This window comes from Ruegeria sp. BC2, assembly GCF_056539245.1.
The window spans coordinates 145,390-169,129 of the sequence record NZ_JBQFUQ010000003.1 but is presented as its reverse complement, the minus strand read 5'-3'; the positions used below and the strand labels follow the sequence as shown (position 1 = coordinate 169,129).

Sequence of the window (23,740 nt, the reverse complement as noted above, 5' to 3'; positions counted from 1 at the left end):
AGCTATCAAGCGAGCAACCGATCATAGATCTCGCAAACCCCGTTCACATGAATATCCAAGCCGAAATTTGCCTGGGCATAGTTCTTTGACGCTTGTGAAATCTCCTCGAACAACGCTCTGTCCTGATGCAACTTGCGCACAGGTTCCACGAATGCCTGAGGGTCGTCGGGGTCGACCAGCACACCGGTTTCCCAGTCCGTGATCGCTTCGATGTTGCCGCCGTGACGGGTCGCGATGACTGGAGTTCCCAAATACATCGCTTCGATCAACGTACGGCCAAACGGTTCGTCCAGAGCGGTCACCAGATTGGCATCCATTGCAGCCATGTACCCATCGATCGGCTGTCGGAAACCCATCATATGGATATGCTCGCTGGTCCCCGCCTCATTTGCGATGCGAAGGCAGGTCTGGCGCAACGGTTCGTCCCGCTCGGCCGCGCTGCCGAACAGAAGACCATGCACCGGAGTGTCGGGCATCGCATTTTGCACAGCCGCGATGACCCTTACAAAATGGTCGGGACGCTTGCGCGTGACGAAGTTTCCGAAATACCCGAGAAGCAGCGCGTCATCGGGCAATCCCATCTCGGCGATTACGGCTGCTCGGGCTTCGGACCTATCCGGTGGGTCAGGGTTGAAATCAAATGGGCTGCGGATCACGGTGAACTTCTTGTCGACCGACCGCACCGGGTTGCTGGGCTTCGAAAAATGCGAAACGCTGATAATGTGGTCGGAAAATAGCGGCGCCAGTTTGTTGATCCCGAACGCGGTCGGATCCTGCCGGTGGTGCCAGATGTGTTTCCTGCCCGCCAGACGGGCCGGCAGCACCCAGTTGGCATGCATCCGACCTTCGTTTGTGTGAACGATGTCGGCATCGATGCGCTTTAGGACACTTGCCAGCCTCCATGCGCTAGAAGTCAGGTATCGCCCCGGGCCACAATCGCGCGGATAGCTGAGCCCGCCCGGAGACATTAGGCTGGGATCGTGCAGGATTTCGACGTCCAATCCCAGCGATCGGGCATACTCCGCCGCCGGGCCGGCCTCGTAGTGGACCAGGATATGGGGCACATACTTCGACCGGTCCAACGCCGCCGCAAGTTTCAAGGCTGACACGTGACTGCCGCCAATAACGGTGTCACCTTCGAAGGGAAATAGAATACGTCTTGGCATGGATGGTCTCAAAATACTCGTGACTCAAGGAATTTAGGGACAGGGCCGGAAGATCACCAACCCATCATGTTTCGTGTTTTCTGGCCAGATAAGACCGGATGGCGAATATGCAGCCCACCGTCCAGATCACATTGAACAACAAATGGGCCAGGGCAATCCCCTCGATCCCCATCCAATACAGCAACGGCAGAAATGAGGCCGTAAAGATCACCGTCGCAACAATCGTCGTGCGCACAAGCGCGCTGTCCAGCCCCATGCTCAGCAAGGCGGGGTTCAACACCAAGCCCCCCAGATACACGATCGCGGCATACATCAAGATCGTCATGACGGGCGCTGCGCCACGGAACTCTGGCCCGAACAGCAGAACGGCCAACTCTGGCATCTTCAGCGCCAACGGAATGGAGACCAGGATCGACACCCCGCAAACCGAGAGCGACACCAGCCGTACAAGACGCCAGAACCGGCCGAAATCGCCGACGGCCCATAGGCGGGTCATCTCGGGGTACAGGACTTGCCTGACGGGGCCGCCAATCCGAACAACATTGGCCATGATGCGCTTGCCCACCTGATAGAAGCCCACCGATGTCACGTCCAGCAGGGCGCCGACGACAAGTATGTCCAGCCGCTGAGTCGATTGTCGCAGGATTACGTTGAAATTCGAATTCCAAAGGAACCGCAGATACCCGGGGTTATGGGCAAAAGCCCGCCGCAGCGGCTGGGACAAAAACCTGTCCAAGTTGCGTTTTTTCAATTCGGCCAGTGCCAGAAAGAACGCAACCAGCCCGGTCAGGATCTGATGCATCAGCAACAGAGCCACAAATGCCCAGATCCCCAAGTCCAGCAGAAAGGCGATGATGACTCCGACAAGCCGAAGGCCGGCGATTACCATGTCCGAGATCGCCAGCACGTCGAACCGGTCGAAAATTCGAAGAACTCCAATGCCGGTTGGTCGGAGCGATAGAAACAACCCAAAGGCAACAAGCGTGATATAGGACGCGCCTTCAGGTTCAGACAGCCCGATGAACGGAGCAAGCTTTGGCGCCAGCATTATCGCCACCGAACCAGCCAGCAGCCCGCCAAGGCAATCGGTCACCACAGACATCTTGATCAATTGTCGGAATCTGTTCGGATCCTCTTCGATCAGAGCCTCGCTGCCGTACTTGATGGTTGCCTGCCATGGCTCGAGCCGGAACAACCTGTCCATCACCTGAATGTACGCGTCCACCAGCGCCAGAATCCCAACCGCAGCCGGCCCAATTGCGCGAGCCGTAAAGATGAGGCTGGCCAAACCGAACAGACCAACCAAAATCTGCGACAAGAACATCCATGACATGTTCTTGGCCAGCCGCTTCAACAGCGGCTTCGAGCTTGGCTCACTCATCGGTTCACGCGAAACCACGCGGCACTATCCACGCGGCGTTCAGGAAGCGGGTCATCAATTCACCCATGCACTCGGTACAATTCAATACGTTTCCAAAATTTGTGGCGGGTTAAGTCATGTTTCCGGTTGTTTCCGTTTCTATCATTTAGTTGTCTTGGATTATATCGTTTTACGAAAGCGCAGTTTGCCGATTGAATCCAGTACTGATTGTTGAAAGGGCTTTTGAAGTTGCGACAGAAACCAATTCTTGTTCGGAGCACCTGTCGGGGTGCCAACCGGTCCGGGTCGGATGCCGACCGCGCCCGGAGCCAGACTGAAAATACCCGGTCCGAAGGTTGAATACCCCGTCATGACCCGTGCACCCGTTCTTGTCCATATCGGCTATCACAAAACCGCTACGTCGTCCCTGCAACAGCAGCTGTTCTCGGCGCAGGACGCACCGTTCGCGACTCCGCATGGCGATCGCAAATACATTCTTTCAAACCGGATCGTACTGCCGCAGCCGATGACCTATGATCCCGCAGAAACTCGCGAGATGTACGAGAGTTTCCTGAAAAAATCGCAGGATAGCGGGCAGGTTCCGGTGTTCTCTCACGAGAGATTCTCGGGTTACCCGGCCAGCGGCGGGTTCGACAGCACCATCATTGCCGACCGTCTGCAACGCACGTTTCCCGACGCCTACATCTTGGTCGTATTCCGCGAGCAGTTGTCGTCGATCCTGTCGATGTACAGCCAGTACATCACCGATGGCGGCCACGGATCGCTCAAGACATATCTGTCCGAACCTGAACCGAACCTGCGACGTGCGCCGATGTTCTCGGAGGAGTTCTACCGGTACCACCGCTTGTTCAAGTTCTACCAGGACAAGTTCGGCAAGGATCGTGTGCTTGGATTGGCCTACGAACAGTTCATTTCCGAGCCGGATTCTTTTGTGGAAACCCTGTGCAATTTCGTCGGCGTCGAGCACAAGAAGCGCGAATTTGAAGTCACTAACGAGAAGAGATCGGAGTGTTTTCAGATTCTGCAGCGATTTGTTAATTTCACACTCAGCGACAACCAACTGAGCAAGGGCGCATTGTTGCCATTTCCGAATGCTACGCGCAGATTCGGAAAATTGAGCCGACCGATCGGGCGCATCTTTCCCGACAAGCTGGATCAGATGCTCAAAAACCGGCTGGTCGGCAGAATTCAGTCCCGATTTGACGGTGCCTTTGCTAAGTCCAACGCTGAACTCCAATCCTTGACTGGCCTCGATTTAGGTCAGTTCGGGTATCAGCTGCCTTCGACCACAACCGCAGTCTGAACTGCGCTTTTCTGCCCCCAAAAAACAAAATGACCAGCACCCCATATGCTGGTCATTTGTCGAGTGAGTGGTCGGGCCAACGGCCCCACCGGTCGAATTTCGTTGTTAAAATAAGGTTAGCCAGTCTCAGGCGGCCTGGGAATTAGGGGTTTCCCGTAGTCTCTGCAAATTCTTTCAAATAATCCCGTTTATCATTAAATAACAAATGCTTGGCGGAGCCACCACCCCTCAATTTGCCTCATCATCCCGGGTTTTGGTCGAAAATCCCATCTTGCCGAGAAGGATCGCATTGATCCGACGGACATCGAACGAATCCTCGGCACGTTTCCGCGATGCCTGACCCATTCGTTCCACCAGATCAGGACTCTCGACAAACGAGGCCATGGCGCGGCTCAGGGCCTCGGGGTTCCGGACCGGCACGACGTAACCAGTCTCGCCGCTGATGACCGGATCAGCGCAACCCGGCGCATCCGACGTGATGATAGCCCGCCCCGACGACATCGCCTCGAGGATCGTGCGCGGTATCCCCTCGCGGTAGGCCGACGGCAGCACGAAGACCGAACACGCTGCCAAATAGGGCCGGACGTCCGAAGTTTCTCCCAAGTATTCGATCACGCCTTCGCGCGTCCATTCGTCGATCTCGCTTTGGCCGATGGAATCCGGGTTGGCGTCCATCGGACCAAGCAATTGGCATCTTGCTTGGGGGTGCGTTTCTTTCAGTAAACGGGCAGCCTGAACGAAATCAAACACGCCCTTCTCGCGCAGCAGGCGCGAGATCATCAGAAATACAGGCGGCCCAGCTGGCGGATCGGTAAATCCGTAGCGATCCAGATTTACACCAGACCCGGGCACGATGCTGAGCTTGGCATCTGGTGCAACAAGGCGCCTTTCTCGGAACTCTTCGGCATCTGCGCGGTTGTAGACCAGCACCTCGTCCACACCTTTCAGCGCAATACGATACAGAACCGATGACACAGCGCGAACCGCACGCCTCCGAAAAGTCAGGCCATGGGTGCTGTAGACATAGCCCAACCCGGTGTTCATGGCATAGATCCGGTCCACTCCCGCCCATTTTGCAGCCAGGCAACCATAGATGATTGGCTTCATGGTGTAGGCAAAGACAATGTCGGGTTTGAATTCCTTGAAAACGCGCACAAGAGCACGCAGCGTGCGCATGTCCTCAACCGGGTTCATCCCGGCACGTGACAGCGGAAACTGCACGAACTCCACACCGATTTCTGCGAGCGCAGTTTCCGTCGCTTCATGGCGCTCGGGACCGCAGGCGACGACCTCAGCCCGCTCCGACAACTCCTTCAGCAGGTCATAGCGAAAATTCAGCAAAGACGCAGTCAGATTGGCGACAACCACGATCCGTGGTCGCGCCCGCGTGGGGAGGGAGACCTGCGGTTTCAACTTTTGCAACAATGCCAACTCCTGATGGCAAAGCAGGCGCTGGGGCCCGCCTGGTTTGGTTCAACTCTCCCGGCGGCAGCTGCTATGGCCATGTTCGACCCCCGCTCCAACCCTGCGATGAGCGGCATCGGCAATGATCCGGTCCCATTTCTCAAGAATACTGCCGGGAGCCAGCCAGTCCCTGTTGTGTTGGTATCCTTGACGCATCTTGTCCAGCAATTCCGGATCGTCGCTCAGCTGCAGCACTGCGCGGGCCAGTTCCTCCGTGTCTTCAGGCGCAACAAGCAATCCATTCTCACCGTGTCGGATCAATTCTCGTGGTCCGTAGGGGCAATCAAAAGACACAACCGGCAAGCCTGCGACGGTCGCCTCTGCCACCACATTGGGAAACCCCTCGAAGCGGGAGGAAAACACCAGTATGTCTGCGCCATCCATCCACGCTCCGGGTGTGTTGCTCGCGCCCGGCAGGGAGATGACGTCCTGCAGACCCAACCGGTCCCTCTGCGCCTCGAGCGCGGCACGTTCCGGGCCTTCCCCGAAAATCGTCAGGCGCGCGTCCGGGTTATTCTGGATGATTTCCGACATTGCGTCGATCAACAGATCGAACCCCTTTTGCGGATCCAACCGCCCCACCGCGACCAGCCGATTGCCACCCGAGCCAAGGAGCGTGGCTGCACCATCGATTGGCGCACAGGGATTTGGAATGACCCGCGCCTTGCTCCGCAATGATGGCGGCAGGTCCTGGCGCACCCGCTCAGTCTGCATGACCACGGTGCTGGCTCGATGCCCAAGGATGTTTTGAGCGTGGCGCCAGACAGGGTTGGCGTTTTGCACGATCGGGTTGTTCCGCTCTGAAACGATCACCGGAACATCCCGCCCCAGGGCTGCAGCGAGCGTCAGGACATTGATTTTAGTCAGAAAGGATACCACCACGTCGGGGTTCTCGTCCCGGATGAAGCGACGAATCCGGCGCAGGCGGGCCAGCTGTTTCAGCCCCCTGAACCCGTCGTTTCCGCCTTCGGCTACCAGCAGGCTGACGCCGTCAGGGAAAGAAAAATACGACCCGTCCTCGGGCATGGTCATGCCCGCAACCGAGACCTGATCGCCAAGGCCGATCCGATGGGCTGCAAGAACCGAGACAATCTTTTCGGCACCGCCAGCTCCGAACCCACCCTGAACGATCAGTATCTTCACTGCGCCCGCTCCACCATTTGCGTGCTGTCGGCACGGTTCTGTTTCCCAGACGTGTTCAATTGTTCCACCGGGCCATTCAACTCGGTTTCGACCACGGGCTGGTTAAGGTTTTTGGCCTGCAGAAAAATCCGGCCGACATATTCCCCAAGGATGCCAAGGAACATCGCATTCAGGGTCATCGACAAGAGCAGCAGGATTGTCGTGGTTGCAAAACCTGCGGGCCAATCCTGGCCAAAGAACAGCTTGCCGATGAGGTAGCCGATCATCAACAGGAACATCGACAGCCCTACTGTAAGGCTGATCAGCGAAGCCAGGCGCAGCGGGAGCAGGGAATGGTTGATCAACCCGTCCACAGCCAGCGCCAACATCGCCCGGACCGGAAACTTGGATTCACCCGCTGTCCGGGCCGCGCGATCATATTCGAATCCGACCTGCGAAAACCCCATGCCGCTGATCAGTCCACGAACATAGGGCGAGCGGTCATCAACCCGGCGCAATTCGTCCAATATCCGCCTGTCAGTCAGACGAAACTCACCCGCGTTTCGCGGCAGATTATCGTTGCTGATCAAGTCGATCAGTGCATAGAACCCCCGCCGTGCAGCGGCAACGACAGGGCCATCGGGCAGGCTGCGGCGAATACCATAGACGACATGATTCCCCTGCCGCCACAGATCCAACATCTGAGGGATCAACTCGGGCGGGTCCTGCATATCGCAATCGAGCTGCACCGCGCAGGCCCCGGTCGCCGACCTGTATGCTGTCAGAACCGAAGCCTGGTACCCCATGTTCCGCGCAAAGCGGATCACACGGACCCGAGGATCCTCCCCCGCGATTTCGGACAGGATTTCAAACGTCCGATCCTCGGAATGGTTGTCGGTGAAGATGATTTCAGGCTCGTACCCATCCAGTTTGTCGAACACCGCCAGCACGCGCTCATAGGCCATACGGACGTTGTCTTCCTCGTTGTAGGCGGGGATCAGAATGGAAATGACCGTCATGCGTTTTGTCCTGCCATGTTCTTCCGCGCATCCAAAGAGATGGCCCAATCGACTGTATCCCGCAGGCCGTCCTCCAACCCGATCCGCGCGGTCCAGGGATAAAGGGAATGGATAAGTCCGGGATCGTTGACCAGGTGCATCGGCTCACTTGGCGGGTCGGCATAGTCGAGCTGACCGGGTCCGGAACCGGTCAGCTCAGCCAGGATCGCGGCCGCGTCACGGACTCGAGTAGCCACTCCGGTACTGACATTCACCAGCGGAACGTCAACCCGCGGTGCATCGGCCAACATCAGAAGGGCACGCACGGCATCGCCGACATGCAGAAAATCCCGGATATCATCGGGGCGTCCGATGCGCGCGGCATCCCCGTTCAGCAACGTGCGGATCAGATACGGGACCAACTGGGGCCCGGTCTGACCCGGACCATAAGTCAGCGAAAGCCGTGCCGTCATAGCCGTGAATGGCAGGCGCGGCCGAAGCATGGTCAAGTACTTGGTCCCTGCCAGCATAGATGCCCCATAGCTGTCGCGCGGCATTTCGCATTGAGTTTCAGTGTAGGGAGAAGGAACCTCACCGTATTCGGCAATGGTTCCAAGACGGATGAACACATCCGGCGGTGCGTCGCAGGTCGCAGCGGCGCCCAACACAGCCATCAATGGCACAAGATTGTCGCTCACGCTGGCTTCGGCATCTTTGAGGCCGGGCCGCGCTACAGCCCGGGTGTTTGCCGCCGCATGAAACACAACCTCTGGCCGGGACGTGTCAAACACGCGGCGCAAAGCATCCTTGTCGCTCAGGTCGACACGCTGCAATTCCACATCGGGCATTCCATCAGAGAGGAATCCGGGTCGGACCACGGCCACGACCTGATCCCCTCTGTCCATACTGGCTCGGAGCAGATGCTGTCCGATGAACCCTCCGGCCCCGCTGATCAGAACGCGCCTCGTCATGACAAACCGCCGCCGGCCATGTTCTGGGCCGGATTGGTGAAAACCGCGCTTTGCGGGTCACCCGTATCATGATCAGTTGTCATCAGTTTCATTCCTGCGCCCTGGCCGGTCCCTTCGATACTATGGAATTTGGGACCATTGGGATAGTTGCGCCAACACCGATCACTCCGCACCCACCAACCGCAGACGGAAAGCGGCCACTGGAAGACCTCGGATCAAGACGCCTTGCGCGGCATCCCGGTCATATACGGCTTGAGGAATTCCTGCGTCTTTTCATGCATATAGTCGATATGAGCCTGAGTCAGCCCGTGATGGCATGCCAACAGAATGCCGCCGCGCATCACGGCATCGGACACGGGATAACCTGCGGTATCCGCACGATACTCAACATCTTTCATGGCCGGCTGGCGCAAAATGTTGCCGGTAAAGACCGGCCGGGTCTGGATGTCCGCCTTCTCCAGGAAAATCTGCATCTCGCGACGGGTAAATGGAGCGCCTTCTCGCAGAGTCAGCGGGAACGCCAGCCATCCGGTGCGTGCGCCCGGCAGCTGTTCGGGCAGAATGAACCATTCCTCATATTGCGCAAAGAACGCGCGATGGGCTGCAAAGGCTTCCTCGCGGACCCGAATGTTGTTCTCAAGCTTGCCCAGCTGCACCAGGCCGAAAGCAGCGCTGATCTCGGACGGTTCAAGATTGTAGCCGAGCGCCTCAAACAGGAACTTGGCATCATATTCGATCCCATCCAGCTGAACGTTGAAGCGGTTCTCGATGGCCTCGGATTCGACGAACAGCGACGAGCTGCGGCCCCACGACCGCATCAGCAATGCCTTGCGTGCCAACTCGTCATCATTGACGCACAGCATTCCGCCATTTCCTGCGCCGTTGATGACATGGCTGCCGTAGAAGCTGGTGGTCGAAACATCCGACCAGACGCCCGTGCTGGTACCGTCGATCGTGGCACCCAATGTGTCAGCGCTGTCTTCGATGACCTTCAGGCCATGTGCATCGGCTAGCTCCCGGATCCGACGCCAGTCCGGGAGGTTGCCGATCAACGAGGGGATCATCATCGCCGAGGTCTTGGGCGAAATCATCCGCTCGATCTGTCCGACAGCTATGTTGTAGGTTCCCTCGGCCGCATCAACGAATGCAGGCACAAGCCCTTGCCGCACCAGCGGAGCGACCGTGGTGGCAAACGTCAGAGCCGGGGTGATCACCTCAGATCCTTTGGGAAGATCCAGGATTTCGACGGCCAGATAGTTCGCCGAGGACCCGGAATTGACCATGATCCCATGAGCCTTCGAAAACAGCGCGGCAACTTTCTGCTGCATCTCCCGGACTTTGGGTCCCATTTGGGTGGATGTTTTCAGAACCTCGACGACGGCGTCGATCTCTTCCTGGCCGTGGACTGTCTGTCCGTAATTCACTCTCATCAAATAATCTCCTGAAAATCTACTGTGCGGCCAGCCCGGTTTGGTCGCAACCCGTGCCGGACATGAGGTCTTGGTATGCGGCGATCTGCGATTGGGTGACCTTACCCATGTCGTCGCCCGCCGCGTGTGCCTTGTACCAGTCGGTTGTCAGTTCAACGGCTTGAGACAGTTCAAGCCGAGGCCGCCAGCCCAAACGGGTCTGCGCCTTGGTGCTGTCCAACCGAAGGATGCCAGCTTCGTGGGGCGCCGTTGCGGACTCATCCGGGAACCGGAACCCGGGCGCGCCTGCCCCCCAGGCGCGCCACATCATACCCGCCAGATCCCGGACATTTACGGTGCCCGAAACGTTTGGCCCGAAATTCCATGCCCCGGCAAAACACTGTCCGTCGCTCAGAATCTTCTGGGCCAACAGCAAATACCCCGCGACCGGTTCCAGCACATGCTGCCATGGCCGAACGCTATCCGGGTTTCTGATGGTCACCGGCTGGCCATCATTCCATGCTCGAATGATGTCCGGTATCAACCGGTCTTCGCCCCAGTCTCCTCCGCCAAAGACATTGCCCGCCCGAACCGTCGAAAGCTGAGGGCCATTCGCGTCAGAAAAGAAAGAATGCGCATAGGACTGGGCCACAAGCTCGGTTGCCGCCTTGGAGGCACTGTACGGATCCTTGCCGCCCAAAGGGTCGTTTTCGCGATAACCCCACAGCCATTCCCGATTGTCATAACACTTGTCGCTGGTGATCACGACAACGGCCTTCAGCGATGGCATTCGACGCACGGCCTCCAGAACGTTGACCGTACCTTGGACATTGGTCGCAAATGTCTCGGCCGGTTCGCGGTAGGATTTGCGCACCAGAGGTTGCGCAGCCATGTGAAACACCACTTCGGCATCCAGACCCTCGGTCGCCCGTGCCAAGGCCGCCGGATCGCGGATATCGGCAAAACGGCTGTCCATTGTCCGATCAAGTCCGCACGCCTGATAGAAGGAAGGCCCGGGCTCGGGCGGCAAGGCAATGCCTGTGACCTGCGCACCCAGCCGGTTCAGCCAGGTCGAAATCCACCCGCCCTTGAACCCGCTATGCCCTGTCACAAGCACCCGGCGGCCGGTGAATTGACCGCCGAAAATCTGATCGGGCTGACCAGTCATTTGTTCCTCAGATCGCTATGGCGGGGTAATCAGAGGAGGGCTTGGCATCAAATTGCAGCCAAGGCGGCGTATCATCCTCGCAGAGGGCCTCCAACGCGTTGCGGTCACGGATCGTATCCATCGGATGCCAGAAACCCTCGTGACGATAGGCCATCAGCTCACCGTCGCGGGCCATCTGAGACAGCGGTGACTGTTCCAGCGGCTCCATATCGTCGACCATGTAATCCATGACCCCCGGCTCGAATACGAAATACCCACCGTTGATCCAGGTCTCGCGGCGACGCACCTTTTCGGTGAACGCATCCACGCGGTCGCCCTTCAACTCGATGTTGCCGAAACGCGCTGGCGGCTGAACCGCCGTGACAGTCGCCAGCTTGCCGTGCGACTTATGAAAATCGATCAACGCGTTGATGTCGATGTTCCCCAGGCCATCAGAATAGGTGCACATGAAGGTCTCGCCCGGATCCAGCCATTCCTTCAGACGCCGGATGCGCCCGCTTGTCATGGTATGAGCCCCGGTATCGACCACCGATACGTTCCAACCGCCGGGCGCCGAAGGCACCAGCTTGAGCTCGCCCGTATCCAGAGCGACCGAGATGTTGTTGGCGATGAGGTGGTAATTCGCGAAGAACTGCTTGAGCAAAAGCGCCTTGTATCCGGCGGCTACGACGAAATCGCGGTGCCCGAAATGGCTGTAGATATCCATGACGCGCGCGATGATCGGCCGGCCGCCGATTTCGACCATCGGCTTGGGGATCGAGACTGTTTCCTCGGCTAGCCGAGACCCCAGACCGCCAGCAAGCAGTATCGTTTTCATTCGTGCCACTCCCTCAAAATACTTGTTACTAAAATCTGCATGTCTGCGTGGGCCTCACACCGGCCGCTTGACGAACCGACCACCAGAGACCGCGGATCGAATTGGGCTCATTCCGTTGCTCCCGATGGCTTCAAGTATACCACACCTTGCCCGTAGCGGTTGCCCAATCCCGAAATTTCCACGGGCTGGTAGCCGTTTGTTTCCGCATAGCGCAACAATGGCTGCTCAAGAGCCGGATCATATCCCAGCAGGAAAGCGGAGGGAGGATTGGAATCAAACACTGCCTGCAACCCGGCCGCATCCGCCATCACGTATTTCGAGGCCAAGTCAGGTTCCGTGTAAGGCGCGATCCGATAGGCAAAGGGGCCAGTAGACAGTTCGGGATAGACCGGCAGTTGCGCTTCAAGCGGATAGATCGGCATGATCGTCGCTACGGGTCCGTCCGGATGGGCACTCTCGGCAAGTGCGGTCTTCAAAGCCTCGGCACCCTGCGCCACTCGGGTGGTCGTGAAGCCGCTGGGATCGCTCACTGCTGCCAGACCAGGAACGAGGCGCGGCGCGCCAAGCACTGCCAGCAGAACGAAACCGGCCGCAAGGACCGGGGTGACCTGCGAGCGCTGCTCTGACCCGACCTTTCGGAAGACCAATGCGCCCAGCAGAGGGATCATGACCAAGGGCTGAATGTAGTACTGCGGAAACCCGGGCGAAGGTACAAAGCTGAACGCGGCTGTCACGGCGATCAGAACCAAAACCAACAGAACCGCGCCGAGCTCGGAGAGCAGCATGCCGCCCGATCTGGCCAAAACTGTCAGATAGGCAACAACGAACAGGCAAACCAGTGCCGCTCCACCCAACCAGACCGAATAAGCCAACTGAACTTTGCCCCCAAGGCCCAGAGCCAGATCGGGTTCAGAGGCGGCGTTGGCCTGCCAGTAGGCCACGTGCGGACCCGTATGGAACTTGAGGACATGCGCGATGAAAACCGCGGGATCAACGGCCATGTACCAGAACAGCGGCAAGGCCCCCAGCAGCCCACCCGCCAGCATCGGCAGGGTCACCCGTCGAACACGTTCTGCAAACGCCATATGCCCCGGCATCAGAAAAGTGGCAATCGCGACGGGCGGAATGAAAACCACCGCGCTGACTTTCATCCCCGCGGCGATCGACAGGCAGACTCCAATCAGTACAAAAACAACTGGCCGCGGATGGTCGCGCTGGGTTTCCAGCAGAAAACCCCCGACACCCCATACGACGAAGGGCAATGGTAGCAGGTTGTTGCTGGCGGCCATTCCGGCCTGGGCCAGAAGTGTTCCGTCAACCATCAAGACCATGATGAAGAATGCCGCAAGCAGAGCCGATCCGGACAGGCGCCAGGTCACCCAACCGGTACCGCCGATCAACGCAATCCAGCCAAGAAACACACCAAGGCGCGCTGAGCCCAGCAGTCCCTCCTGACCCGTGATCAAATAGAGACCGCGGAAATACCACGCCGAATCCGGAACGTGATTGTAGAAGAAGTCCTGGTACAGGCGCCATTGGCCCAACAATTCTGCCGGTGCCACGAACATCAGTTCGTCCCGACGCAAACCAAACGACATGATCCGGCCGAACAGAGCCGCCAACATCACGGCCAGCAGCCCCCCAAACAAGAGCCACAGGGCCGCGCGACGACGACCAGACCCGGCCTGAGAAACGGCCCGGTCACGCATATGTTCGGCCTCAGCCGTCATATCCCTCTCGCTTTGCCAGTTCGGACGGGCCCGCCAAAATCTGCAGGTTGCCGTAAACCGCCAAGGTCGCAAATAAACATCAACGATATGCTCCGAAGAGCCCTTTTGAAATCGTAACCCGCGGCTGAAAATGCCGCTTACTTAAATGTACTTTTGACAAAATTTTAGCGACCGGCGTTGATCGTCTCCAGGTTTTTCTGCGGTGCGAAGTTTGCAATCCGCTTGGGCGTCGGCACAGGTTTGATCTGCGGCTTGCCGGTGCGCGCGGCCAGCTCTTTGCCATCGATCGGGCGCAGACCGTTTGCACCGTAGCCCGGCACCAGATCCTTGAGCAGCTTTTTGACCCCAAGATCATTGCCGTCCTGAGCAGCCTGTTCCAGCTTGAGGATCAGCGCCCGCAAACGCGCGGCAGAGACGCCTTCGGGAATAGCCGAGGAAACGCCAGGAATACCGCTTTCGCGACGCTCTTCGGTCACGTCGAACAGCTCTTCGTACAGCTTTTCACCCTGACGGATACCGATGAATTTGATGTCGATGTCCTGATAGGGCTCGAGGCCGGCCAGACGGATCATGCGCTCGGCCAGGTCTACGATCTTGACCGGCCGACCCATATCCAGAACGAAAATCTCGCCGTGGCTGTCTTCAAGGTTCAGACCCCGCGCGGCGGCAACCAGCGTCAGCTGCACGGCTTCACGGATGGTCATGAAGTACCGCTCCATTTTCGGATCAGTCACCGTCAACGGACCACCTTCCGAGATCTGGCGCTGGAACAGCGGGATCAGCGAACCGGACGACCCCAGCACGTTACCGAACCGAACCGAGAAGAACCGGGTTTTCTCGTCGGTCTCGTTGGTCACGCGGTCCTGCGCCTGAACGTAGAACTCGGCCACGCGCTTGGTGGCGCCCATGACGCTGGTGCTGTTCACGGCCTTGTCCGTCGAGACTTGCACCATGGCGATTGCACCCACATTGCGGGCCGCGTCCGCAACATTCCGGGTTCCGATCACGTTGGTCAGAACGCCTTCGCAAGGGTTCAGCTCAACCATCGGCACATGCTTCAGCGCAGCAGCATTGAAGACCAACTCGGGGCGGTGACGTTCAAAGATCGCGTTCACGCGGGACGCATTGCGGATGTCGGCCACGTAGATCCGGCGTGCAACATCCGGGAAGTTTTGACCCAGATCCATGTCGATGGAATAGGCGTTGTATTCCGTGTTCTCGATCATCACCAGCTCGGCCGGCTCGAACGAGGCGATCTGGCGTGTCAGCTCGCTACCGATCGACCCTCCGGCGCCGGTGATCAGGACGCGGCGGCCCTTGAACATCTCGCGCAGCATCGAACGTTCGACCGCTTTCTGCGGACGGTCCAGGATGTCTTCGGGATTGACGGTCCGGATGCCGTTGCTCTCGGTGCCAAGTTCTTCGAGGCCCGCCAGACGCGACACCGGAATGCTGTTGGCCTCAGCCCAACGAGTCAGCTTGCGAATGCCATCACTTTCAAAATGGGTAACGGGCTCAGTCAACAGCACGCGCTGCGGCAGTTGGTCATAATACTTCAGACGTTCGATAACGGCGTCTGCATCCAACAGCGACCCGATGATCTTCACATCGTGGAAATACAGGCCCTGCGTGTTCCGCGCATCATCGATGATGCCGACGGGTTCATACTTGGAATCCTGATTGTGCAGAGACCGCACGAACAGGTCGCAGCTGGCGCCGGTACCGACCAGAATAACCGGGATTTTCCCGTTGGACGCATCCGGGCAACGGCGCGCCGGATCGCTCGTCAGCTCGGTGCTGCGCGCCAGAACGCGCAGGGTACCAAAAGCGGGCACCAGCAGCAGGAACTGAATGACATAGACCGCCAGCGGCACTTGCGCGGTAACCGGCAGGGCAGCGCCCAGCAATGCCAGCAAAACAACCGACAGACCCGCAGCCCGGACGATCAACGTGACGTCGCGCAGCGAAGTCGACCGCGTATGGCGTTTGTAGATGCCGGAAAGCGGCAAAACCGCCAGTGCCACCAGGCAAGTCATCACCACCAACGGCAACAGAACGGACCCGAACTGTTCAGGAACAATGCCACCATTGGCCAGTACGACGGCCACGGCCACGGCTCCGGCGGATGCGAATACATCTCCGATCAGCAGGCGCCGGTTGGCGCTCATTTCGGTCAGCTTCTGTCGCAGCTTCGACTGGATGTCTCCAAAGGCGCGATCTTGTTCGATCGTGCTGTCTGCATCCGGTCCACTTTTGAGCTTAACCAACTCTTGCTCGTACATACTCATAAGAACCCCCGGCATAAATTGCCACTTACCACTCGACTGAAATGAGACGGGCCAAACACACCCGCTCCACCACTAAAAAACCTCAATTCCCGATCGACACCACATGGCGCCGGCCGGCAAACACATTGCTTCGCTAAAAGTCCCCCACGCGATTCCGGGCGCCTAGAAACCTCCGCCCTGAACCAAACCCCCTTTTAACTCGTCAACTCGTTACACTACGCGTGGTCTGGCCCATCACACGGTCCCGACCACGAACCCACGTCTTCAACGCTACCACACCAACATGGGTATCAAAATCCCCTTTCCACCACTTGGACACCATAAAATCACAGAAATGCCATTTTTTGCAGCAGGTGATCGCCGTCGCAGTTTCAATTGTTGTATCCTCAGGGCCCGATCGTCCCGGTTGATCGTGCACGCACAAAGCCCTATTGCGTTTTTGTTTCCTGAATGGAAACCAAATTCTGGCTTCGATCATGACATGGCCTGCGATTCGCTTCTGTGAACTGCATCCGAAACCGTCCAATTCCGGCAGAGTCCCGGATTGCGGCGGGAAAGCCATTCTACGTCGGCCGCATAGAACTCGGTCATCTTCGCCTCCAAATCGGGCGACAGGGCCGGGTAGGTCACCTTTCGAGCGACAGCGTTTCGGATGGACCGCACCGGCCAGGTGTGACGTACAGGGTCCAGAACAGCTCGAACCGGCTTTAGCACACGACGCAGCGACAGTGGCACCATGGGTGTATTCTTATCTTTGACTTTCTGCTGCACAGGCGGCTCCAGCTGTTCGTCATATCCAATATGGCCGGCCACCTTCTTCAGGTTCCCATGAGGGTTCACGCGGACATCCTCATAGGCCAACAGCAGGATCTGGTCCTCTGGGAACAAGTCGTAGAACCGCTTCAGATGGTGGCCATATCGCCCATCGGACAGAAAACGCTGGTCGGCCGCGACCGCCGGATCCAGATAATCTTCGATCCTTCCCGAGACCTCGCCGCGGCGGAACAACATGCAATAGTCGGAATAGGCGCGCTGAACCGGGTCCCGCATCTGCAGGATCAACCGAGTTTCAGGGAAATGCTCCCGAATGCGTTGCGCAGCCGGGGGTTCAGTCAGGTACGAATTCGATTTTTCACCAATCAGATCTGCGCCATCGCAGTCTCCGAACTGGTCACGATACCAGTCCAGTCCGTTTGCATAATACCGAGAAAAGAAATGCAACTCGGGACCCGGCATATGGATGGCCGGCGTCTGCATCAGCGACTTTTGCAACCAGGTGGTTGCACATTTCGCGGCACCGAAAATCAGAAAGTCGACCGGACGACCGTCAGGGAGAGACATAGGAATACTCGTGACCTTGCGAACAGACTAAAAAACAAACCCGGCAAACCCCGCGCCGGAACACTTAATTCGACGTGACAATGGTTCTTCGTACAACTTCTATGGTATCCCCGGGCTGAACCGCCTCGGTCCCGTCCATCTTGCGTGGCGCCGTGCCACCCGCCTGTGTGACGATGTAGTCAATTACAACTTCACTGGCGATATCATCGTCGCTGAGCAAACCAGCGGCAGCCAGTTCTCCATGCAGGCTTGCCGCGGTATCAAGACGCGTCCGAAGCGAGGCCAACTCGCGTTCGACCGCGTTCAACTGGACCAGAGCATCCGAGCGCGCCTTGTCATCCAGTTCCAACTCGTCGCGCTCGGCGCGGTTCAGCTCCTGACGAGCCAGCATCAGCGCAACCTCCTGATCCAGACGCTTGGATTCCAGATCGTTCAGAAGATTGGTCATGGTCGTCACCCGGTTCGATACGGTCAGACCCTTTTCCTTGAGCTGGTTCAAGTTTTCCAACTCCCGGCTGACATTCTCGATCTGGGTTTTGCGAAGCTCCAACTGGATGGTCAGGCTCGAGATCTGCTCTTTGAGCATCTCCTGCAGATCCCGAATTCGTTCACCCAAACCCTCGCGGGCGTTCATCGTCGCCTCGAGGATTTCACCCTCGAGCCCTCCTGGAGCGTCAGGCGCCGCGTCGGTGCCGGTCTCAATCCCTTCTTCCTGCAGGCTCGCAAGGTCAGCTTTCAGCCTCTGCCTCTCGTCTTCCAACTCATCGATCTGAGTGGATAGCAGCCGCATTTCGCCGCCCATCCGCATGATCTGAAAATCATTGTTTGCACCAAACTGGATCGGAGGACGGATCGGACCACCTGCAAGGGCCAGAACCTGCTGGGCGGTCATCCCGGGATGGTAGGCATAAGCGCCCGGCGAATTGACGTCTCCAAGAACAAAGACCGGAAGGTGGCTGATCACTTCAAGCGCGACCTTGGGCGGCTCGGCCATGCCGGTCTGGCTGCTCAGCTCAAGCTCCAACATCTGCGACAGTTCCAGCGTGGTCAGCCCGGCCGCCTCAACCTGTCCCACCAGCGGAAACATCAGCGTTCCGTCACCGGCCAGAGCGAACTCGCCGGACACGCCATCCCAAATCATGTAACTTGCGGACAATGGGTCCCAACGCATGGCACGAACCGACAGGCGATCCTGCGGCAGCAGGCGATAGCTTTCGGCCAGGGCCGGCAGAGCGGCCAGCGCAAACAACAGCGTCGCCAGAATTACTCGAAAGAAGCTGCGCAAAACCTTGCCTCCCAACTCTTAAACACCAACAAGCCGGGCGTGGGTGCCGGGCACGATACTCAAATCTCGAAAACACAAACCGCACCCACAGCGCAAGTCGGTCGTCAAAAGAAATTTCGGTCATCGGCGGGACAGAAACGATCCCGCTCGGCAAATCATAGGCGCTTGGCCTCAGGCTGACAAGCAAAGCCAATGGCGCGTCGCCTTTGGCGCTGGCTTTCCTGTCGACACTGACCTGTCAGCGCCTGGGCCACCGCGTCGGCCGCAGTCGCAACCCCCTGTGAATGCAGCCCGAAGGCTGGGTGTTTTGGGCGAAACACCCGATCAGAACACCCCGCCTAGTTTCGCGGCAATCACACCGCGGCTCTGGCTCCTGCTTTTCCTGACTGGCAACAGTTCACAGCTTTGGCTCGAATCGTTGACGCAATACAGAAGCCAAATCAGCGTCAGCGTCTAGTCAGCCCAGCATTCTCAGCCCCCGCATCCCGCGGCGGCATCGACGGCTTGCAAACAGAATCCGTTTCGACCAATCTTGCTGCATCGCCGCTTGTCGACCCGGGTTGTCGGTATTTCAGTCGCGGTTGCTCGGGTGGCGTGTCGCGTCCCTTTGTATTGGTTGATTTTTTGTGTGTCGCGGGACCCCGCGTGTTGCGAGTTGGATTTGATTTGTGAACCGGTTGCTTGAAATCCTGATCTGCCTGCTGCTGGGCCTGCTCGCGCTTCCCTTCTTTGTCATTGCGTGCGTCGTGGTGCTTTTGTCCATCGGCCGTCCCTTGATGTTTTCACAAATCCGAGCCGGACGACAGGGTCGCAATTTCCGGCTCTACAAACTGCGCAGCATGAAAGAGACACGCGCGGCGGATGGATCGTTGCACCCCGATGCGGATCGCCAGACGCGCGCAACGGCAATGATCCGACGCCTGAGGCTCGACGAGATCCCGCAACTCGTTCTGATCCTGCAGAACAAAATGGCCCTGGTTGGGCCTCGCCCCTTGCTGCCTGAAACGATCGAAGACTTCGGACCCGCCGGACAATACCGATGTTCCGTTCGGCCGGGGCTGACTGGGTGGGCGCAGGTCAGCGGCAACACCAACCTCAGCAACAGTGAAAAGCTGAGCCTTGATCTATGGTACGTGGCGCATCGGTCACTGGCGCTGGACCTGCAGATTCTGGGCGAAACGGTCGGAGCGGCCCTGCACAACGAACCCCGCCGCGACGACCGGATCGAGGCGGCCCGGAAATGGATGGACTCGAATGGCCCGCTGGCCCAGGACATGCAGGAGATGAACGCGTGAATATTGTACTTGTCGGCGCCGTCGAGACTACGCTTGCAGCCCTGATGTCGATGTGCGGTGCCGGGCATGTGCCGGCCCTTCTGGTAACCTTGTCGCCGCGCCTGTCTGCACGGCATTCGGATTTCGTCGACCTGTCACCGGCGGCCGAAAAGTATGGTGTCCCGGTTCTGCATATCGAGAAAACCAACGACCCCGCGACTCTCGAACAGATTGCCAAGGTCAAACCCGACCTGATCCTTGTGCTCGGTTGGTCACAGATCTGCGGCCCCGAGTTCCGGGCGTTGGCGCGGATTGGCTGCATCGGATTTCACCCATCGGCCCTGCCCCGCTTGCGGGGGCGCGGTGTCATCCCCTGGACGATCCTGTTGCAGGAACGAAACGTCGGGTCCTCGCTTTTCTGGTTGGGCGAAGGTGCCGATGACGGCCCTATTGCCGCTCAGGCCATCTATGCGGTCGATCCCGAAACCGTCACTGCACGCGAGTTGTACAATCGGGCTTTGCGTGCCGTCTCAGGACTGCTGCCGCCTCTGTTGAACCAGATCTCCAATGGCGACATCCCGGCCGAACCACAACGCACCGACGGAATCAGCCTGTGCGCCCGCCGCCGCCCCGAGGACGGCCTGATTGACTGGACCAATCCTGCTGCGGACATCCACCGCCTGATCCGTGCTTCAGGTCCGCCCTACCCCGGCGCCTACACCTATAGCCCCGATGGCGTGAAACTGGTTCTGACAGGGGTCAGGTATACCGAGCCGGAGGGTTACTTCATCGGCCTGCCCGGCCAGATCCAGGCCATCGGCAACGGCGGCTTTACGGTGGCCTGCGGCGACGGACGTTGTCTGGACATAACTGAATGGTCAGGGGCCGACACACCCCCTGCCCTTCACGCGAAACTGAGGACACATCCATGATCGCTTCCGACCTGACCACTGGCCACGCCGGCCCCGCGCTGATCGTCGCTCCGCATCCCGATGATGAGGTTCTGGGCGCCGGCGGCACGATGGCCCGCATGGCCGATGCTGGGCGCGAAGTGCATGTGGTTGTCGTCACTCGTGGCAAACCCCCGAAGTTTACCGATGAACAGGTCGCAACCACACGGCGCGAGGCACGCAATGCGCATGATCTGCTGGGCGTCACCGAAACACATTGGATGGACTTCAACGCGGCGGAGTTGTCGGAACATGCCCATTCGGACCTGAACGGTGCGCTGGGAAAGCTGGTCCGCGACATCGCCCCCAGCCTGATCCTGGCTCCGCATCCGGGCGACATCCATATGGATCACCAGCTGAGTTTTTTGTCCACGCTGGTGGCAAGCCGCCCGCATCAACATGACTATCCAGCCAATATTCTGGCCTACGAAACCCTTTCCGAAACAAATTGGAACGCCCCCTATCTGACCCCGGCCTTCGTGCCAAACGTGTTTGTCGACATCTCGGACACGATCGAGCGGAAGCTGGAGGCGTTCGGCAAGTTCGAAAGCCAGGTCAAACAGGCACCGCACGAACGATCGGTCGACAGCTTGCGCGCACTGGCCACCCTGCGCGGCGCGACGGTGCACCGGTCGGCGGCTGAAGGCTTTGTTCTGGTCCGATCGGTGATTTGACAGGAGGTGCGAAATGCAGATGTGGCCCATCTATGATCAGGAACAGATTGACGCCGTGGCGCAAGTTCTGGCCTCTGGCAAAGTCAACGCCTGGACCGGCCCAGATGTTCGCGCATTCGAGGCCGAATACTGCGCATATACCGGAGCCAAACACGCGATCGCCATGGCCAACGGGACAGTTACGCTGGACGCCGCGATGCTCGGGCTAGGCCTGCAACCAGGTGATGAGGTCATTGTAACGCCGCGCAGCTTCATTGCCTCGGCCAGCTCGGTGATGCTGGCGGGCGGTGTTCCGGTCTTTGTCGATGTCGATCCCGACACCCAGAATATTACGCCCGAAACCATCGCCCCGACGATTACGCCGCGCACCCGAGGGATCATACCCGTGCATCTGGGCGGTTGGCCCTGTGACATGGACGGCATCATGGATCTGGCCCGCGCCCACGACCTTTGGGTCATCGAAGACTGCGCCCAGGCCCACGGTGCGATGATTGGCGACCGCCATGTCGGAACCATCGGGACCTTGGGCTCGTTTTCCTTCTGCCAGGACAAGATCATGACCACAGGCGGCGAAGGCGGACTGCTGCTGACCGACGACTCTGATCTCTGGAGCCGCATCTGGAGCTACAAGGATCACGGCAAAGGTTATAACACCGTGTTCAACACCGAACACCCGCCCGGCTTTCGCTGGCTGCACGACTCGGGACCCGGCACCAATCTGCGGATGAACGGCCCTTCGGCGGCACTTGGTCGAATACAGCTGAAACGCCTGGACGCATGGCGCGCGCACCGGACGGCAAATGCGGATATCCTGCACAAGGCCCTTGCGGCCTGCCCGGCCTTTCGCGTGCCAATGCCACCTGACGGCGTTACCCACGCATTTTACCGCTTCTACGCATTTGTGCGGCCGGAAACACTTGCGCCCGGCTGGAGCCGGGACCGCATCATCGCCGAGATCGCCGAGGCCGGCTTTCCCGCCTTTTCCGGCAGCTGCTCTGAGATTTATCTCGAGAAAACCTTCACCAGCCGAGGCCTGGGACCCAAGGAACCGTTGCCCGTGGCGCGCGAGCTGGGCGAAACCAGCCTTGCCTTCCTGGTCGACCCAGCCTGGTCCACCGAGAACGTCGCTCGTCTGGCAAAGGTCATTGTTGATGTGGGCCAAAAGGCGACGGCCCGCCACATGGCGCAGGGCTGAGCGCGAACTGGTGATGTGTGGCCGATCAACATACAGCTTGAGTCGAACACCCACCGGTGAGCTGCGGAGGGTGACCCGATGATCTTGCATGTCACCACTGATTTCTCAGGCCAAGGTGGCGCACAAGCCATGTTGGCCCGACTTTTGGCCCATTCCGGCGAACGGGCCTGCGTCGTCGCCCTGACCGAGGTTTCGGACCGCTGCCGCGCAATGGCGGCGAATGACAAGGTCGAATACGTTTCGCTGCGTGCCAGATCGCCGTTGGCCCTGTTTCGCGCGGTTTGGCAGATCCGACGTTTGATCCGGACCCATCAGCCGGATGTGGTTCTGTGCTGGATGTACCATGCGATGGTCCTGGGCCTGATTGCCGGCAAACTTGCCGGGCGGCGCGTTCCCGTCGTTTGGACCGTGCGGCAAGCGCTGGACGACCCGGCTGCCTTCACCCGCAGCACCCGCGCTGCGGTGGCTTTGTCGAAGGTGCTTTCCCGGTTCTGTCAGGGGATCCTCTACAACTCGACCCGCGCTCAAACTCAGCACGAGAAATACGGCTTTGCCGGGGACCATTCCACGGTGATTCCAAACGGGTTTATCCTTCCGCCCGATCCAACGGCGCGGCCGGGACCTGCCCGCGTGCTTGGAGTGGCGGCAAGGTTTCACCCGCAGAAAGACTTCGAAACTTTCTTCCGCGCCTTCTCGATTGCGCGCCAGTTCGTCCCGGACCTGCATGCCCGTCTGGCCGGAGACGGCGTAACGCTGGAGAACCCTGAGATCCGCGCGATGCTGGCCGACAACGATCTGCCCGAAGACAGCGTGACGTTGTGCGGCGACCTGCACGATATGTCCGAGTTCTACGCGAGCATTGACCTGCTGGTTTTGGCCTCGCGCACCGAAGGCTTTCCGAATGTGATCGCCGAAGCCATGAGCCACGGCCGCCCGGTCGTGACGACTCATGTCGGCGACAGCGCCAGAGTGGTGGACTCGTGCGGCTATGTCGTGCCGCCACGTGATCCGCAGGCATTGGCAGAGGCACTGGTCCAAGCTGCCAACTGGCCGCCCGAAACCTACAAGGCCCATAGCAATGCTGCCCGCGACCGCATCGCCACACACTACTCCCTCGACGCGATTGCCCGCGCCTATGATCAGGCCCTGAACCAAGCTGCCAACCCGGCGCCACCCACAGCGCCTCAAGTCGAATAAAGGACCT

At 59.0% G+C, this 23,740-nt stretch carries 19 protein-coding genes; 6 read left to right on the top strand and 13 right to left on the bottom strand.

The features are described from left to right. Positions 1 to 5 precede the first annotated feature (5 nt). A complete protein-coding gene (locus ACR0CU_RS14015) occupies positions 6 to 1,166 on the bottom strand; it encodes a glycosyltransferase (protein WP_170447979.1) in 1,161 nt (386 codons plus the stop codon). Positions 1,167 to 1,230: 64 nt separating this feature from the next. Then, the gene (locus ACR0CU_RS14010) at positions 1,231 to 2,547 is read right to left on the bottom strand and encodes a lipopolysaccharide biosynthesis protein (RefSeq protein ID WP_170447976.1); all 1,317 of its coding nucleotides are present in this window, start codon (positions 2,545 to 2,547) and stop codon (positions 1,231 to 1,233) included. 289 nt (positions 2,548 to 2,836) lie between these two features. On the opposite strand from ACR0CU_RS14010, the gene ACR0CU_RS14005 reads away from it, so the two are divergent. Then, positions 2,837 to 3,850: a sulfotransferase gene (locus ACR0CU_RS14005; RefSeq protein ID WP_170447973.1), complete on the top strand. Its 1,014-nt coding sequence runs from the start codon at positions 2,837 to 2,839 to the stop codon at positions 3,848 to 3,850. Between the two features lie 228 nt (positions 3,851 to 4,078). Here ACR0CU_RS14005 and ACR0CU_RS14000 read toward each other — a convergent pair whose 3' ends face one another. The 11 genes from ACR0CU_RS14000 to ACR0CU_RS13950 form a co-directional block, all read right to left on the bottom strand. Then, complete coding sequence (locus ACR0CU_RS14000; RefSeq protein ID WP_217356854.1) at positions 4,079 to 5,272, bottom strand: glycosyltransferase family 4 protein; 1,194 nt, start codon at positions 5,270 to 5,272, stop codon at positions 4,079 to 4,081. Positions 5,273 to 5,323: 51 nt separating this feature from the next. Continuing rightward, entirely contained in the window at positions 5,324 to 6,457 is a 1,134-nt protein-coding gene (locus ACR0CU_RS13995; protein WP_170447971.1) for a glycosyltransferase family 4 protein, read from the bottom strand. After that, the gene (locus tag ACR0CU_RS13990; protein ID WP_170447968.1) at positions 6,454 to 7,455 is read right to left on the bottom strand and encodes a glycosyltransferase family 2 protein; all 1,002 of its coding nucleotides are present in this window, start codon (positions 7,453 to 7,455) and stop codon (positions 6,454 to 6,456) included. The genes ACR0CU_RS13995 and ACR0CU_RS13990 overlap by 4 nt, the downstream gene beginning before the upstream one ends. Beyond that, positions 7,452 to 8,405, bottom strand: coding sequence for an NAD-dependent epimerase/dehydratase family protein (locus ACR0CU_RS13985; protein WP_170447965.1), 954 nt, complete (start codon positions 8,403 to 8,405; stop codon positions 7,452 to 7,454). Before ACR0CU_RS13985 ends, ACR0CU_RS13990 begins: the two co-directional genes overlap by 4 nt. Before the next feature lie 215 nt (positions 8,406 to 8,620). After that, positions 8,621 to 9,835, bottom strand: a complete 1,215-nt coding sequence (locus ACR0CU_RS13980) for a DegT/DnrJ/EryC1/StrS family aminotransferase (RefSeq protein ID WP_170447960.1) — start codon at positions 9,833 to 9,835, stop codon at positions 8,621 to 8,623. Between the two features lie 19 nt (positions 9,836 to 9,854). Further along, on the bottom strand, positions 9,855 to 10,982 hold the full coding sequence (rfbG, locus tag ACR0CU_RS13975) for a CDP-glucose 4,6-dehydratase (protein ID WP_170447958.1): 1,128 nt from the start codon (positions 10,980 to 10,982) through the stop codon (positions 9,855 to 9,857). Between the two features lie 7 nt (positions 10,983 to 10,989). Next, complete coding sequence (gene rfbF, locus ACR0CU_RS13970) at positions 10,990 to 11,799, bottom strand: glucose-1-phosphate cytidylyltransferase (RefSeq protein WP_093963249.1); 810 nt, start codon at positions 11,797 to 11,799, stop codon at positions 10,990 to 10,992. A gap of 107 nt (positions 11,800 to 11,906) precedes the next feature. After that, entirely contained in the window at positions 11,907 to 13,529 is a 1,623-nt protein-coding gene (locus tag ACR0CU_RS13965) for a hypothetical protein (protein ID WP_170447957.1), read from the bottom strand. Positions 13,530 to 13,693: 164 nt separating this feature from the next. Further along, a complete protein-coding gene (locus tag ACR0CU_RS13960) occupies positions 13,694 to 15,817 on the bottom strand; it encodes a polysaccharide biosynthesis protein (RefSeq protein WP_170447954.1) in 2,124 nt (707 codons plus the stop codon). 474 nt (positions 15,818 to 16,291) lie between these two features. Further along, positions 16,292 to 17,158, bottom strand: a complete 867-nt coding sequence (locus tag ACR0CU_RS13955; protein WP_170447952.1) for a sulfotransferase family protein — start codon at positions 17,156 to 17,158, stop codon at positions 16,292 to 16,294. A gap of 64 nt (positions 17,159 to 17,222) precedes the next feature. Next, positions 17,223 to 18,443 carry a polysaccharide biosynthesis/export family protein gene (locus tag ACR0CU_RS13950; protein WP_170447950.1) on the bottom strand — a complete coding sequence of 407 codons (1,221 nt, stop codon included), beginning with the start codon at positions 18,441 to 18,443 and terminating at the stop codon, positions 17,223 to 17,225. Between the two features lie 668 nt (positions 18,444 to 19,111). Between ACR0CU_RS13950 and ACR0CU_RS13945 the strand changes: the two genes are divergently transcribed. The 5 genes from ACR0CU_RS13945 (at position 19,112) to ACR0CU_RS13925 (ending at position 23,733) form a co-directional block, all read left to right on the top strand. Then, positions 19,112 to 19,738, top strand: coding sequence for a sugar transferase (locus ACR0CU_RS13945; protein ID WP_217356853.1), 627 nt, complete (start codon positions 19,112 to 19,114; stop codon positions 19,736 to 19,738). Continuing rightward, positions 19,735 to 20,649 carry a methionyl-tRNA formyltransferase gene (locus tag ACR0CU_RS13940; protein WP_170371853.1) on the top strand — a complete coding sequence of 305 codons (915 nt, stop codon included), beginning with the start codon at positions 19,735 to 19,737 and terminating at the stop codon, positions 20,647 to 20,649. The genes ACR0CU_RS13945 and ACR0CU_RS13940 overlap by 4 nt, the downstream gene beginning before the upstream one ends. Continuing rightward, positions 20,646 to 21,341: a PIG-L deacetylase family protein gene (locus tag ACR0CU_RS13935; protein ID WP_170367216.1), complete on the top strand. Its 696-nt coding sequence runs from the start codon at positions 20,646 to 20,648 to the stop codon at positions 21,339 to 21,341. Before ACR0CU_RS13940 ends, ACR0CU_RS13935 begins: the two co-directional genes overlap by 4 nt. A gap of 13 nt (positions 21,342 to 21,354) precedes the next feature. After that, positions 21,355 to 22,536 (top strand): DegT/DnrJ/EryC1/StrS family aminotransferase, encoded by a 1,182-nt coding sequence (locus ACR0CU_RS13930; RefSeq protein ID WP_170447948.1) that lies wholly within the window; start codon positions 21,355 to 21,357, stop codon positions 22,534 to 22,536. A gap of 78 nt (positions 22,537 to 22,614) precedes the next feature. Beyond that, positions 22,615 to 23,733: a glycosyltransferase gene (locus ACR0CU_RS13925; protein WP_170447946.1), complete on the top strand. Its 1,119-nt coding sequence runs from the start codon at positions 22,615 to 22,617 to the stop codon at positions 23,731 to 23,733. Positions 23,734 to 23,740: the final 7 nt, after the last annotated feature.

What these genes read in the sequence shown, in the direction of transcription:
- ACR0CU_RS14015 (WP_170447979.1), bottom strand. Translation starts at nt 1,166, where the DNA reads ATGCCAAGACGTATTCTATTTCCCTTCGAAGGTGACACCGTTATTGGC.
- ACR0CU_RS14010 (WP_170447976.1), bottom strand. Translation starts at nt 2,547, where the DNA reads ATGAGTGAGCCAAGCTCGAAGCCGCTGTTGAAGCGGCTGGCCAAGAAC.
- ACR0CU_RS14005 (WP_170447973.1), top strand. Translation starts at nt 2,837, where the DNA reads ATGCCGACCGCGCCCGGAGCCAGACTGAAAATACCCGGTCCGAAGGTT.
- ACR0CU_RS13990 (WP_170447968.1), bottom strand. Translation starts at nt 7,455, where the DNA reads ATGACGGTCATTTCCATTCTGATCCCCGCCTACAACGAGGAAGACAAC.
- ACR0CU_RS13985 (WP_170447965.1), bottom strand. Translation starts at nt 8,405, where the DNA reads ATGACGAGGCGCGTTCTGATCAGCGGGGCCGGAGGGTTCATCGGACAG.
- ACR0CU_RS13980 (WP_170447960.1), bottom strand. Translation starts at nt 9,835, where the DNA reads ATGAGAGTGAATTACGGACAGACAGTCCACGGCCAGGAAGAGATCGAC.
- rfbG (WP_170447958.1), bottom strand. Translation starts at nt 10,982, where the DNA reads ATGACTGGTCAGCCCGATCAGATTTTCGGCGGTCAATTCACCGGCCGC.
- rfbF (WP_093963249.1), bottom strand. Translation starts at nt 11,799, where the DNA reads ATGAAAACGATACTGCTTGCTGGCGGTCTGGGGTCTCGGCTAGCCGAG.
- ACR0CU_RS13965 (WP_170447957.1), bottom strand. Translation starts at nt 13,529, where the DNA reads ATGACGGCTGAGGCCGAACATATGCGTGACCGGGCCGTTTCTCAGGCC.
- ACR0CU_RS13960 (WP_170447954.1), bottom strand. Translation starts at nt 15,817, where the DNA reads ATGAGTATGTACGAGCAAGAGTTGGTTAAGCTCAAAAGTGGACCGGAT.
- ACR0CU_RS13955 (WP_170447952.1), bottom strand. Translation starts at nt 17,158, where the DNA reads ATGTCTCTCCCTGACGGTCGTCCGGTCGACTTTCTGATTTTCGGTGCC.
- ACR0CU_RS13935 (WP_170367216.1), top strand. Translation starts at nt 20,646, where the DNA reads ATGATCGCTTCCGACCTGACCACTGGCCACGCCGGCCCCGCGCTGATC.
- ACR0CU_RS13930 (WP_170447948.1), top strand. Translation starts at nt 21,355, where the DNA reads ATGCAGATGTGGCCCATCTATGATCAGGAACAGATTGACGCCGTGGCG.
- ACR0CU_RS13925 (WP_170447946.1), top strand. Translation starts at nt 22,615, where the DNA reads ATGATCTTGCATGTCACCACTGATTTCTCAGGCCAAGGTGGCGCACAA.